A 13,860-nucleotide genomic window follows, 5' to 3' on the forward strand; every position below is an offset into this window, starting at 1 on the left:
AACAATTTTTTTTAAATAACTGTTTGACTAAGAATGGGTATTTGTTCTGCAAACTAACTGTTGAGAGTTATGTTTGCAGAACAACCATTTAGAACTTATATGTACCTCGTACAAAGTACGTACGTCCTAAAGGATCTGCGTAACGTGGGTCATATCCCATTTGGAAGTTATCAATTACATTAGAAGCAGGAGGGTCTTCATCAAAAATATTTTTGATACCAGCTGTGACTTCTAGATTTTTAAAGCCTTTATAGGTACCTGAAATGTTGTATGTTGTATAGTCGCTGACTCTATGGTTTTGATCATTAGAATTTTGATCTTGGTACCCACGAGAGAAGTTTTGTTGTAGGTTTAAAGCCCAGTTTTCATAATTCCAATTTAGGTTTGCAGTATGTTTCCATCGCAGAATAATCGATTGATAGTCTAAGCCGCTATATGACCCAGCAACACCTATCCACTCGCCATTTGGCTCGGCTTGATATTTGTAGTCTGTTATATATGTACCATCAATATTGAAACCAAAACGACCTGTAGCGGTCATTGGAGAAACCCAACTTAAACCTACATCGAAGCCTGAAGTTTTAATTCCACCTAAATTTTGTTGTGTTGTAATAATATAATCTAATGAGCCATCAGGATTACGTACAAATTTGTCTGCATATTTCACAGGGTCATTAAAAATAGCAGTTTCTGAAAGTGTTGCAATTTGCTTGTCGACTTCGATATTGAAGTAATCAAGAGTAAAGGCTAAATTTTTAATTGGTTCAAATACTAAGCCTGCAGTAAAAGACTTTGATTCTTCTGGATCTAGAGTTTTATTACCCCCATTTTGTCTATCGAATTGCATATTACAATCACGTTCTTTTTGTCCTCCTGGTTGAATAACTCCACCAGGGCAGAGCACTGGATCATTATATGACGCACCTGTATTGGTAACTGAATTTGCACCATTAACTTCCCAAAGTGTTGGCGCTCTGAAACCTGTGCTATAAGTTGTACGGAACATTAACTGTTTAATAGGTTCCCAACGAAGTGCAAATTTTGGATTAAACGTATCGCCAAAATCATTGTAGTCATCATAACGAGCAGCGATTTGAGCTTCTAGAGTTTTAAGAAGTGGGATATGAAATTCGGTAAATACCGATTTAATATTACGATCTCCAGTATTTACTGGTTCATCAGGATCGACACCTGTACTAGGCGCCACTCGGGCAACATCAGTAACGACTTTTGAAGTCCAATCTTCATAACGATAGCTTGCTCCAACCGCAAAACCGACGTCTCCAGCTGGTAATTTAAATATAGGTCGACTTGCAGTGAAATCAACGGTAGTTGTATCTAGATTAGCTTTTAAGTATTTACCTTCAACTCCTAACTCATTCCATACATTAGCATCTTCAGGGTTTTGTGGTCCGAATGGATTTAAAATACCATTGTTTAAAGCTTCTTGTGTTTTATCAAAGTTTAAATAGCCACTTACGATAGCATCCGATGCACTACTATGAGCATAGGTAACTCCTGAATTAATATCCCAACCATGAGTTTCACCCTCAATACCAGCAAACAATCTATGTGATTGGTTAATACTATTACTTATCCGATTACCCGATTGTGAACGCAGATATAGAGGGATAGTTCCAGTAGCGCCTGCTAGGGCCGGAGTTATGCCATTTCCCGGATAATATTTACTGCTAGGGTCAAGCGTCAAATCAAAAAATACATCTGGTGCAACTGAAGTGGTAACTTCACTTCTTGCATATAAATATTCTGCAATCGCGTTAAAATTATCATTAAGTTTAAAAGTAGCTCGACCCATTACAGATATATCTTCTGTTTTTGGAACAATTCCAATCACTGCTTGGCTGTTATATCTACAAGTTTCACCATCGGTGCTCGCTACTAGAGGATCATTACCACACCCTGTAGCTGCATAGGGATTACCTAAACCAGGGACATTGGCTGGAAAGGAACCGCTACTGGTTCTATTTACACCTAATTCGGGTAATATCCCTCCACGCTGACTGACCTTACGGTCTTTGGCCAAGACATCATCACCTTTACGATAGTCCACAACGCCAAAAACGTTATAGCCATTTTCGTCTAAATCACCAAAGCCACCAAAGATGCTATAGTCTTGCTGTTCACCACCTTTTTGTTCTGGTTTTTGATAACCAGCGGTTAAGTTTAGACCTGTAAACTGCTTTTTGGTAATGAAGTTAATTACCCCGCCAATTGCATCTGTTCCATAAATGGAAGAGGCGCCATCTCGTAAAACCTCAATACGGTCTAACATTGCAAGTGGGATAATATTTAAGTTTGTGACACCGCTATCATAGGCATTTGCAGCTAGTCGTCGACCGTTCAGTAAAACAAGTGTCTTATTGGCGCCTAAAGCCCTAAGGTTTGCCGCCGAACCGGCTGTTTTACTTGTACCAACGTTGCTGGCAGTAACAAAGTTCGATTGGTTTGCACTAATTTTGGCTAAGGCTTCTTCAGTTGTAGTTACCCCTTGTTTTAAAATTTCATCAACTTTTACTACCGTAATTGGTGAAGCGCTTTGAGCAGCAACTCCTTTAATTGATGAACCTGTCACAGCAACTTTTATGACTTTGACTGGTTTGTCTTCAGATGGTGAGGATGGTTCGGTTTCTGCTGCTTGTGCCAGGGTAAGACACATCATGCTTAAACTAAGGGTGCTTAATTTAAGAATTGTTTTGCCGATCTTGGGGGTTACCTGAGATCGAACATTGTATTTTTTTTTCATCGTGGATTTGATCCCTTTTTGTTGTAGTTAGCGATATTGCTGAAAAGTGTTTAAGCAAAGCAAGTGCCAACTATATATTTTTCTTTTTTTAGTTTATGCAAAATATTGATAAATATTGATTTTATTATGGTTGAGGCTGTAATTCAGAGGGTGGAATCAAACAAATTATTTTTCTATTTGGAAAAAAATAATGAGTTGGCGAAAAGTTTCAAATTTATTTGTATAAAAAATAATCATTGTTTGAATCTTCATGTATTAGATATCGATTTCTGTATCTTTTTAGAACTTTGTTAAATGTAATTGTATAACGTAACATTATGATAATTTCATATACTTCTATTTATAAATCAAATGTTTGATCTGTTATTTTTTGTGAAAAATAACGATTTTTTCTGAACTAGAATGAAACATTTATGACTTTTAATTGTGCATTATAGGTTAATGATGGATAGGTTATATAAATATAATATTTGGCATAAACTTACTTTTATTTATATAGTCCCAGAAGTTTTAAGTGCCTAATTAAAATGTAAATTTTAAATATTTTTATATGGATTATTTTTGATCACAAAATATGGCATGAAATTCGCTTTATATTAGATAGTTACAGCTTTCTAATTTCATTGTTAGCTTTTTCCATTTGATCAAATAAAAGATTGAATAAAACGGTTAGTAATTTACAAAGAAGAAAGTAGTCCGTTGAGAAAGAACTTTTCTTATGCGGATTTAGATGTTACTCAAAAGGATAATATCTTTAAAATATTAATTAAGTAGGTAGGAACTTGAAATTAAAAATTTTTAAGCTCGCCATTTTAAGTCTGGCTATTACATCAGTTTCTTGTGCTTTCGCCCAAACGCCTGCACAACCAAACAAAATATTACATGTTGCTTATGAAGCGCCTGATGATGGTTTTGACATGGTTAAAACCACCAATTTTTATAGTGGCAGTATTGCAGAAGTTATTTTCGAGCCATTACTTAAATATGATTATTTAGCTCGTCCTGTGCAGTTAGTTCCTTATACGGCTGAAAGCCTGCCTAAGATTGAACAAGACGGTAAAGTTTATACATTTAAAATTAAACAAGGTATTTACTTCACCAATGACCCTGCTTTTAAAGGCAAACGCCGTGAATTGGTAGCCGAAGACTATGTTTATTCAATTAAACGCATTTTAGATCCTGAAAATAGGGCACCTTCTGTTTCATTTATTGATGGGAAATTGTTAGGTGCCGACGCAGTTGTAGCTCAAGCAAAGAAAACTGGAAAGTTTGATTATGCTGCGCCAATCGCAGGGCTTAAAGCGCTTGATCGATATACTCTACAATTCACTTTGACACGTCAAGACTATAATTTTCCTTATATTCTTGCCTATATTGCATTTGGTGGTGTTGCTAAAGAGGTTGTTGATTATTACGGCGACCGTATTGGCATGCATCCAGTAGGTACTGGACCTTACATGTTAAGTAAATATGTTCCAAGAAGTAAGGTCGAGTTGGTTGCCAATCCTGATTATCGTGGTTTTGTTTGGAACTTTAAGTCGACAGGCACGCCGTGGGATAACCAGCTTGTTAAAGAAATGAGCGGTAAGAAAATGCCACAAGTTGGCAAGGTGGTGGTCAGCATTATTGAAGAGCAACAGTCTCGATGGTTAGCTTTTCAGTCTGGTCAATTAGATTTTGATAGACTTACTGCGAATGCAGTTCCTCAAGCTTTAGACAAGGGACAACTTAAAGCATCTTTTCAAAAAAAAGGAATTAAGCATTTCCCTAATAAAGAACCTGAAATTACCTATACGATGATGAACATGCGTGATCCTGTAATTGGCGGTTTTAGCCCAGACAAGATAGCGCTTCGTCGAGCAATTACTTTGGCATATGATCAAAAAGAAAGTATAAGACAGGCTTACAAAGGGCAAGCTGTTAGAGCAGAAATGTTTATACCTGAAGGTGTAAATGGATATAACCCGAAGTACAGAAGTAGCGTAGGATACAATCCGCTATTAGCCAATAAACTACTTGATCATTATGGTTATAAAAAAGGGGCTGATGGTTACCGAAACTTACCAAATGGGAAACCTTTGGTTTTAAAAATTAATAATGAAAATAGCTCAGCATCGGTTATTCATTCTGAACTTTGGAAAAAAAATCTGGATGCCATTGGCATTCGCGCTGACTTCAAGGTGAGTAACTTTGCAGATAACTTAAAAGCTGCAACTCAATGTAAATATATGATTTGGAGTGGAGCATGGATTGCTGACTATCCTGAAGGAGAAAATTTTGCACAATTACTTTATGGTCCAAACGCTGGGCAAGGAAACCATGCTTGTTACCAGTCTAAAACATACGATGCTCTTTATAATCAAGCCACTCATTTACCACCCCAACAACGTCTTCCATATTATGAAAAGCTTAACCGCCAGATTGAGGCTGATAATCCGTGGATTATTCATGTAACTCGAATTCGTAATTGGTTGATACAGCCGCAAGTTCAGGGGTTTAAACCCCACCCAATGATGAATACAAACTGGCAATATCTTGATATTACTCCTGTTAAAAAATAATTTTAGATAAAGATAAATATGACTGAAAATTTAATAAAACAGCTCAAGCATTGTGGTGTCGGTTTGTTACTTGCCAGCATGGCATTAACTGGATCTACAAGTATTTTTGCGAAAAGCCCAGCCGACCCAAATAAAGTTTTACGTTATGTATTCCCGACAGCTGAAACAGGTTTTGACCCAGCTTATATCCATGATTTATATTCGGCGCATGTAACCACTTCAATATTTGAAACTTTATATACGTATGACTATTTAGCAAGACCTGCAAAATTAATTCCTCATATTGCTACGACTATGCCCGAAGTGAGTGCAGATGGTCTGACTTATACCATTCACATTAAAAAAGGCATTTATTTTACGCCGGACCCTGTTTTTAAAGGGAAGCCTAGAGAGTTAACGGCCAATGATTATGCGTACTCTTTTAAGCGCTTATTGGATACGAATTTACGTTCTCCCAATAGCTGGTTATTAGAGAACAAAATTGAAGGTATGGATGCATTAATAAAAGCAGCCAATAAAACCGGAAAATTTAACTATGACCAAGAGGTAAGTGGTTTACAAACACCTGATAAGTACACTTTGGTGATCCGATTAGTTAAACCAGATTATAACTTTCCTTTATTACTGGCACATGACCCGACAGGTGCTGTGGCGCGTGAAGTCATCGAAAAGTATAAAGATAAAGCTGGTTTTGTCATGGGACATCCTGTAGGTACAGGCCCTTATGTACTGAGCAAGTGGGTGCCAGCTTCGCGCATCGTTCTAAAAGCGAATCCTGATTATCGCGGCTTTACTTGGAACTTTGCAGCCAGTAGCCCTGAGGATGGGGCAATTGTAAAACGCCTTAAAGGTAAAAAAATGCCTCAAATAGGCACAATTGATATTCAGGTTATGGAAGAAAACCAATCACGATGGCTGGCATTTCAGCGTGGTGAGATTGATATATTTCAGCTTGAAGGGCAATTGGTTGCGAAGGCGATTAAAGACGGTAAATTAAGACCTGAACTTGCTAAAGAAGGTGTGCATTTATCTCGTATTGTTGATCCTGAAATTAGCTATATTTATTGGAACCTTAAAAATCCGGTTGTGGGGGGAATGAGTAAAGAAAAAATTGCTTTACGCCGTGCAATTGCAATGTCTCGCTCACTAGATCAAGAAATTAAATTAGTAAGAAATGATGATGCCGAGCGTCTACATTTTCCAGTTCCACCCGGTGTAGTGGGATATGACCCTCGGTATAGAACCAGTACGCCATATTCGGTGAAAGCAGCAAATTTACTGTTAGATAGATATCACTATAAAAAAGATGCATCAGGTTGGCGCACTCAACCAAATGGGAAACCCCTTGTCATTGAATATATGGCTCGCAGTGACAGTATTGGTCAGCAAAGTGCTGAACTTTGGAAAAAAAACTTTGATAGTTTGAATATTCGAATGGTGTTTAAACCAATGCTTTTTGCAGATCTAATTCGAGCACAAAAACAATGTGAAGGTATGTTTGGTGCGTCTGCATGGATTGCTGATTATCCTGATGGTGATAATTTTATGCAGAATTTTTATGGTCCCAATACGCATATGACGAACTGGTCTTGTGGCTCGACTCCAGAGTTTGACCAGTTGTATCGTCAGACGCAACAAATGCAATCAGGTCCTGAACGAGATGCTCTTTATCGAAAAATGACGCGTTTGTTAGAAGTTTATATGCCTGTGCAGATATCCTATGCCCGCTACAGAAATATGTTGGCCCAGCCGCGTGTCATTGGATATAAAAAGCATCCAATTTTACATGCTGAGTGGATGTACTTTGATATTGATACAAATACTAAATCCAATCATTAAATGAAAAATCTGGAGATATGATGAAGAATAAAACACTAAAAATGACAACGTTATGTATGTTGGCTATAGGTATAAACCAATATGCTTCAGCTGAAACAACTCGTAGTACATTGCCACTACTTAAAGCAAAGCAGCTTCCAACATGGTGTGATTCTAATTTAAAAAAAATTCAGCAACAGATTACAGACTTTGAGAAAACACCTGTTAATGCTAACGCGGCAGCGGCACCTATTTTGGCAAAATGGGATAAAATTTTTGCTCATTTTGAAGATTTTTCAGGTCCGATAAGTTTATATAGTAACGTAGACCCAGATGCAAAGTTGCGTAAGGCAGCCGAAGATTGTGAAATCAAAATTAATCAATTTCACACTGATATGTTTCAAAATCCCAAGCTATATAACTTAATTAAAAATACACAAGCAACGGACCCAGTTGATAAAAAATATCGTCAAGATATTTTGAGCCAATTTGAAGATACAGGTGTTCAACTTGAAACTACAAAACGCGCAAGAATGAAAGCTATTCTGGATGAATTGACTAAATTAGAACAAGAATATGCCCGTAACGTTCGTGATAACCCTGAAAAACTTGAGTTTACTCCTGAAGAGATGAAGGGTTTACCAGAAAGTTATATTTCAGGTTTGAAACAGAATGCGAAAGGAAATTATTTAGTTGGTTTTGAATATCCAGAATATCGGCCATTTATGGAGTTGGCAGACAATGATGATGCCCGAAAAAGATATCAGATTGCTTTTACAAGACGTGGTACTGAGCAAAATTTAAAACTACTCAAGCAGGCAGTAGATTTGCGTTATGAGTTGGCACAACTGTTTGGAAAAGCAAGTTATGCGGATTGGGTTTTAAAAGATCGTATGGCTAAAACCCCTGATGCTGTAAATCAGTTTTTGGCAGACGTACAAAAAACAGTAGCACCTCTTGAACGTAAAGAAGTCGAAGAACTCCGAGCATTTAAAGCGCAAACCTTAAAAACGCCATTAGATAAAACCGAGATAACACGTTGGAGTGAAGCTTACTGGAGCGAAAAACTTCGTAAGAGTAAATATCAGATTGATCAGGAAAAACTTCGTGATTATTTCCCAACTTTAGCTGCTCAAAAGTGGTTGTTTGCTATTTCATCTGACCTTTACGGTATTGACTTTAAACCTGTCAAAGTAAAAGCATGGCAGGATGAAGTTGAATATTACGATGTAGTTGATAAAAAGACAGGAAAACTTTTGGGCGGCCTATATATGGATAAATTCCCTCGTGAAGGGAAATATGGTCATGCCGCGGTTTGGGGAGTATACGGTGGTAGCACTTTAACCAATAGATTACCCGTTTCAGCCTTGGTCACCAATTTTAACCGCAAAGGTTTAAATAGTGATGAGTTAGAAACTTTTGTTCATGAGTTTGGTCATGCCTTGCATGGCATTTTGTCAAATACACGTTATGCAAGTCAGTCAGGAACATCCGTAGAACGTGATTTTGTAGAAGCACCTTCGCAAATGTATGAAGAGTGGGCGCGCCGTAAAGAAACCTTATCTAAAGTTGCCGATTATTGTGATCCAGCATGTCCACGTGTTGATGATGAGTTAATTGCCCGTTTAAAAGCGGTACATAACTATGGACGTGGTTTGCGTTATGCACGTCAGACACTCTATGCCCAGTACGATATGGCCCTTCATAGCGCTGATGCCTTAAAAGTAAAACCTTTGGAAACTTGGCAAAAAATGGAAGCAGCTACAGCCTTGGGTTATGTGCCAACAACAGAGTTTCCAGGTCAGTTTGGGCATTTGATGGGTGGGTATCAAGCAGGTTATTACGGCTATATGTGGTCTGAAGTTTTGGCTTTAGACATGCTTTCTGCTTATGACGATAACCTCAATAATCCGCAAGTAGGGCAACGTTACCGTCAAACGATTTTATCGCAAGGTAGCCAAAAGCCAGCTGCTGAGCTAGTGAAAGATTTTCTTGGTCGTGAGCCTGACAATAAAGCGTTCTTTAATGAAATTACCGGACAACGGGTTAAATAAGGAATTATCACTATGCTGGCATATGTTATTCGGCGTTTATGGCAGATGATTCCAACCATGTTGGGAGTCGTCTTACTTATTTTTATTCTTTTTAACTGGGTCGGTGGAGATCCTGCCTATATTTTAGCAGGCAAGATGTCTAATCCTGAGCAGATCGAAAACATTCGTAAACAGCTAGGTGTCGATCAGCCGTATTACGTTCAACTCTGGATTTTCATTAAGCAGATTCTGACTTTTGACTATGGTGCGAGTTGGAGTACTGGCGAACCTGTTTCCCAAATTATTTTAACCCGATTAGGGCCATCGCTCACGCTTTTAATTCCGCTCACTATTTTACAAACCGTTATTTCAATTATTTTGGCATTGGCTGTTGCAGCGGTACGAGGTTCTCTAACCGATCGTATGGTCATGATGCTATGTACCATTGCTATGTCAATTAGTATTTTAGTTTACATTATTGTTTTTCAATATGTTTTAGCTTATCAGTTAAGTTGGTTCCCCGTACAAGGCTGGAGTGACACCTTTACCGAGAATTTATTTAAATTTGCCTTACTTCCAATTTTAATCATGTTAGTTGTGAGTATTGCACCAACCTTGCGTTTATATCGTAGTTTTGTGCTTGATGAAATTAATCAGGACTATGTTCGAACAGCACGTGCTAAAGGTGTAGGTGAAAGCCGAATTTTAGGTGTACATGTACTGCGTAACGCTTCAATTCCGATTATTACCGATGTGATGTCAACTTTACCGGCGTTACTCATAGGCGCATTTTTAATTGAACGTTTTTTTGGTATTCCTGGTATTGGTCGAGAGGTCATTATTGCAGTTGAACGAAGTGATTTTCCTGTTATTAAGGCAATTACAGTATACATCGCAGCTGCAACCATGATTTTTAACCTGATTGCCGATTTGGTCTACAAAGTGGTTGATCCACGTGTACAGTTGAAGTAGGTGGGCTATGCTGAGCGTTTTATCAAAAAGAAAACAACAAACAAAAGCCGAAGCTCATTCATCTGGCCTGTGGAAACTTGCCATGCGACGTCTTCGGGCTGACAAAATCGCGATGTCATCACTAGCGATTGTATTGCTTTATTTTATTATCTTGGTCCTATCAATGACGGGTGTGATTGCATCTGACTGGAATAAAGAAGTTGCAGTGAGCTATGCACCACCCACATTTATAGGCGCAGATAAGACAACAGATGCTGGACAAAATGCAGCGGCGGTTGACGAGGAATTACCGATAAATCCAGTCGATCCATTAAAAGATGTCATAAAAGAACTGAATGCGCAGATTAAACAAAGCAAGAGTTCAGGGGACGCGATTGATTACTATGGTGTAGTTGACCCATTAGCCGATGATATGAAAGCGATCGATCAGCAACTTGGCGGACATTTATTAGACCAGCAAGCCGAGCTTAAAAGCACACTTGTGTTTGGTGCTGATAAGTGGGGACAAGACGTTTTAAAGAAAACAATTAAAGGGGCTGAAACATCAATTATTGTTGGGGTGATATCTGCTTTACTTGCGGTAGGCATTGGTACACTTTTAGGTGCAATTTCAGGATATTTTGGCGGTTGGGTGGATGATATTCTCAACTGGTTTTACAATATTTTCACCTCAATTCCATATTTATTATTAGTGCTTGCTATTGCTGCCGTGCTTCAACAAAAAGGCATTTTATCTATTGTTCTGATTTTAGGTTTAACGGGTTGGACAGGCGTTTATCGCTTAATTCGTGCTGAATATATGAAACATACTGCACGTGAATACGTTCTTGCAGCTAAAGCAATTGGCGTTGGACATTTCCGCCGTATGTTTATTCATATTTTTCCTAATGTCAGCCATATCGCTTTAGTCCAAATGTCAATTTTGGTGGTTTCTTTTATTAAATCGGAAGTCATTTTGAGTTTCTTGGGTTTTGGTGTACCAGTCGGTGTGGTGTCTTGGGGGAGCATGTTAAATGAAGCACAAAGTGAACTTCTTTTAGGTAAATGGTGGCAGTTAGTCGCAGCCTCTGTCGCAATGGCTGTTCTGGTTACGGCATTCTCAATGTTTACTGATGCACTTCGTGATGCATTAGACCCAAAGCTAAAATAAGAGGAAGGTCCAAATGATAGAACAAGAATATAAGAATGCGCCGTTGCTTCATGTTAAAAATTTACGTGTAAGTTTTAAAGGTGAAGATAAGCAATATATTGAAACCGTAAAAGGAATTTCTTTTGATATTCCAGCAAATACTACGGTTGCTTTAGTCGGTGAATCAGGTAGTGGTAAATCGGTAACTTCTTTGGCAACAATGGGTTTACTACCTGTAGGCCAAAGTAAAATTGATGATCAAAGTAAAATTATATTTGAAGGCAAAGACCTACTCAGTTTATCTCGTAAAGATATGCGGAAAATCTGTGGTAAAGACATTGCCATGATTTTTCAGGAACCAATGTCATCTTTAAATCCAGTTTTTACAGTTGGTAATCAAATTGCAGAAGTGTTGTGTTTGCATATGGGGTTGAACCGTAAACAGGCCCGACAACGCGTTTTAGAATTACTTAAAGAAGTAGGCATTCCTTCACCTGAAACTAAAATTAATGCCTATCCAAATCAACTTTCAGGTGGTCAACAGCAACGTGTCATGATTGCAATGGCGATTGCTTGTGAACCTAAACTACTGATTGCCGATGAACCAACCACTGCACTTGATGTCACCATTCAAAAGCAGATTATTGATTTACTCGAATCGTTGCGTAAGCGCCGTCAAATGTCGATGCTTTTTATTACCCACGATTTGGCACTGGTCGGTGAAATTGCAGATAAAGTCATTGTGATGCGTCATGGTGAAATTAGAGAGCAAGGCGCTGCTGAGCAGGTTCTGGAACAGCCTAAAGATGTATATACCCGAGCATTACTTTACTGTCGTCCACAAATATCACAGCGTCCTTATCGATTGCCTGTGACCAGTGATTTTATGTGCCAAGAAGATAATATCTTGGTTGAGAAAAGTTTTGATGCTTCGGAAATTCCGCAGCGCAAACGTGGCTTAAATGGCGATGAGCAAATTATTTTAGAAGTAAAAGATCTGAAAAAAAGCTTTTATAGTCGTAAAGGATTATTTGGCAAAGAAGAGTTTCAAGCCGTAAAAGGAGTTTCTTTTAAACTTGCTAAAGGAAAAACTTTAGGTTTAGTCGGCGAATCTGGTTCAGGTAAAACGACTGTAGGCCTATTGCTTATGCGGTTACATGAAGCTTCAGGTGGGCAAGCTTTCATTGAAGGAAAAGATATTCTTTCATTAACTGAAAAACAGTTTGCTAAATATCAACGGAAAATCCAGATTATCTTTCAAAATCCATATGCTTCTCTTAATCCACGTTTTACCATTGGGCAGATATTATTAGAGCCTATGCAAATTCATGGTATTGGTAAAGATGATGCGGAGCGTAAACAAATTGCGCTTGGATTACTTGAGCGAGTGAATTTACCTGAGCAAGCTTACTATCGTTATCCACATGAGTTTTCGGGTGGACAACGTCAGCGTATTGCGATTGCACGCTGTTTAACCCTAAAACCTGAAATTTTGATTTGTGATGAATCTGTTTCGGCGCTAGATGTTTCGGTACAAGCACAGGTCCTCAACTTATTACAAGACTTACAAGATGAGTTTGGGCTCAGTTATATCTTTATTTCACATGACTTATCGGTTGTGAAATATATATCTGATCAGGTCATGGTCATGAATCATGGTGAAGTTGTTGAAATTGCCAATTCGGATGAGCTTTATGCACATCCTCAACATGATTATACCAAACGACTATTACAAGCCATTCCTCAAGGGATTCACCACGTTTCATAAGCGTAAAGTTATGTCGTTAAAGGCACTTTCAAGTGCCTTTTTATTTGGTTTATCGCGTAAATGCTTATAAAATAAGAGAGTAAAATACAGTAGTTTAGTCTTGCTATGTGTGCCAACTTTAAGCCTTTAACTCTTGCCCAATTGCAGCAACTCCAGTTGCCTGTGGTCGGCTTTAGCTATGCCGATGAGGTTTATCCTGCGGGAACAATGCCGCTATTATTTAAATCACCACAAGGTCTTGAGTGGCGTGAAGTCATGTTTGGTTTAGTTCCAAAATGGGCTGAAGATACAAACATAGCAAAACATACTTACAATGCCCGTCATGAAACGATTTTCCAAAAACCGAGTTTTCAAGAAGCTGCACTTAAATGTAAGTTCGGAGTGATTCCGGTGACTGAATTCTATGAAAGTAAATATATAAATGATAAACCTGAGCGGTGGGGTGTACGCCGTAAAGATGGACAGGCTTTTTTTATTGCAGCAATCTATGAAATTTGCAAAATAAATGAAATGATTATTCGTTCTGCAAGTATGTTGACCATGGATGCTATAGATCATCCTATGATGAAAGATTTTCACGAGCCTGGAGATGTCAAAAGATCAGTTATTGTGATCCCACATGATCGATTAGAAGAGTGGTTGAGTTTGGAATCACCTGATATTTCAAGCTTTATCGAAGGTTTTCCAGTTGAAGAGTTTGAATGCTCACATGTACCAAAAGAAAAAATTATCAAACCTACACCACAGTTAAGCATGTTTGACTAACATAAATAAAATCAAGATGAGGTTATTGATATCAAATCTGAATCAATAAC

8 protein-coding genes are annotated in these 13,860 nt (G+C 38.1%); 7 read left to right on the forward strand and 1 reads right to left on the reverse strand.

All coding sequences use genetic code 11. The features are described 5' to 3' along the window. Positions 1-88: 88 nt before the first annotated feature. A complete protein-coding gene (locus MKL38_RS02345) occupies positions 89-2,764 on the reverse strand; it encodes a TonB-dependent receptor (protein WP_270902371.1) in 2,676 nt (891 codons plus the stop codon). 782 nt (positions 2,765-3,546) lie between these two features. Here MKL38_RS02345 and MKL38_RS02350 point away from each other — a divergent pair. The 7 genes from MKL38_RS02350 to MKL38_RS02380 all read left to right on the forward strand — a co-directional run bounded on the left by MKL38_RS02350 (position 3,547) and on the right by MKL38_RS02380 (position 13,810). Continuing rightward, entirely contained in the window at positions 3,547-5,325 is a 1,779-nt protein-coding gene (locus tag MKL38_RS02350; RefSeq protein ID WP_270902372.1) for an ABC transporter substrate-binding protein, read from the forward strand. An 18-nt stretch (positions 5,326-5,343) separates the two neighbouring features. Next, complete coding sequence (locus tag MKL38_RS02355) at positions 5,344-7,164, forward strand: ABC transporter substrate-binding protein (protein WP_270902373.1); 1,821 nt, start codon at positions 5,344-5,346, stop codon at positions 7,162-7,164. A 20-nt stretch (positions 7,165-7,184) separates the two neighbouring features. Next, positions 7,185-9,197: a M3 family metallopeptidase gene (locus tag MKL38_RS02360; protein ID WP_270902581.1), complete on the forward strand. Its 2,013-nt coding sequence runs from the start codon at positions 7,185-7,187 to the stop codon at positions 9,195-9,197. Between the two features lie 12 nt (positions 9,198-9,209). Then, positions 9,210-10,148: an ABC transporter permease gene (locus MKL38_RS02365; protein WP_003651522.1), complete on the forward strand. Its 939-nt coding sequence runs from the start codon at positions 9,210-9,212 to the stop codon at positions 10,146-10,148. A gap of 7 nt (positions 10,149-10,155) precedes the next feature. Next, positions 10,156-11,298: an ABC transporter permease gene (locus tag MKL38_RS02370; protein WP_270902374.1), complete on the forward strand. Its 1,143-nt coding sequence runs from the start codon at positions 10,156-10,158 to the stop codon at positions 11,296-11,298. 13 nt (positions 11,299-11,311) lie between these two features. Next, positions 11,312-13,045, forward strand: a complete 1,734-nt coding sequence (locus MKL38_RS02375; protein ID WP_270902375.1) for an ABC transporter ATP-binding protein — start codon at positions 11,312-11,314, stop codon at positions 13,043-13,045. A 105-nt stretch (positions 13,046-13,150) separates the two neighbouring features. Further along, positions 13,151-13,810 (forward strand): SOS response-associated peptidase family protein, encoded by a 660-nt coding sequence (locus MKL38_RS02380; RefSeq protein ID WP_270902376.1) that lies wholly within the window; start codon positions 13,151-13,153, stop codon positions 13,808-13,810. Positions 13,811-13,860: the final 50 nt, after the last annotated feature.

Origin of the sequence: Acinetobacter sp. AOR14_HL (genome assembly GCF_027855175.1) — a bacterium.
GTDB classification, from domain to species: domain Bacteria; phylum Pseudomonadota; class Gammaproteobacteria; order Pseudomonadales; family Moraxellaceae; genus Acinetobacter; species Acinetobacter calcoaceticus.

Coding starts and splice junctions, on each gene's coding strand:
- MKL38_RS02370 (WP_270902374.1), top strand. CDS start 10,156: ATGCTGAGCGTTTTATCAAAAAGAAAACAACAAACAAAAGCCGAAGCT.
- MKL38_RS02355 (WP_270902373.1), top strand. CDS start 5,344: ATGACTGAAAATTTAATAAAACAGCTCAAGCATTGTGGTGTCGGTTTG.
- MKL38_RS02365 (WP_003651522.1), top strand. CDS start 9,210: ATGCTGGCATATGTTATTCGGCGTTTATGGCAGATGATTCCAACCATG.
- MKL38_RS02345 (WP_270902371.1), bottom strand. CDS start 2,764: ATGAAAAAAAAATACAATGTTCGATCTCAGGTAACCCCCAAGATCGGC.
- MKL38_RS02360 (WP_270902581.1), top strand. CDS start 7,185: ATGAAGAATAAAACACTAAAAATGACAACGTTATGTATGTTGGCTATA.
- MKL38_RS02380 (WP_270902376.1), top strand. CDS start 13,151: ATGTGTGCCAACTTTAAGCCTTTAACTCTTGCCCAATTGCAGCAACTC.
- MKL38_RS02375 (WP_270902375.1), top strand. CDS start 11,312: ATGATAGAACAAGAATATAAGAATGCGCCGTTGCTTCATGTTAAAAAT.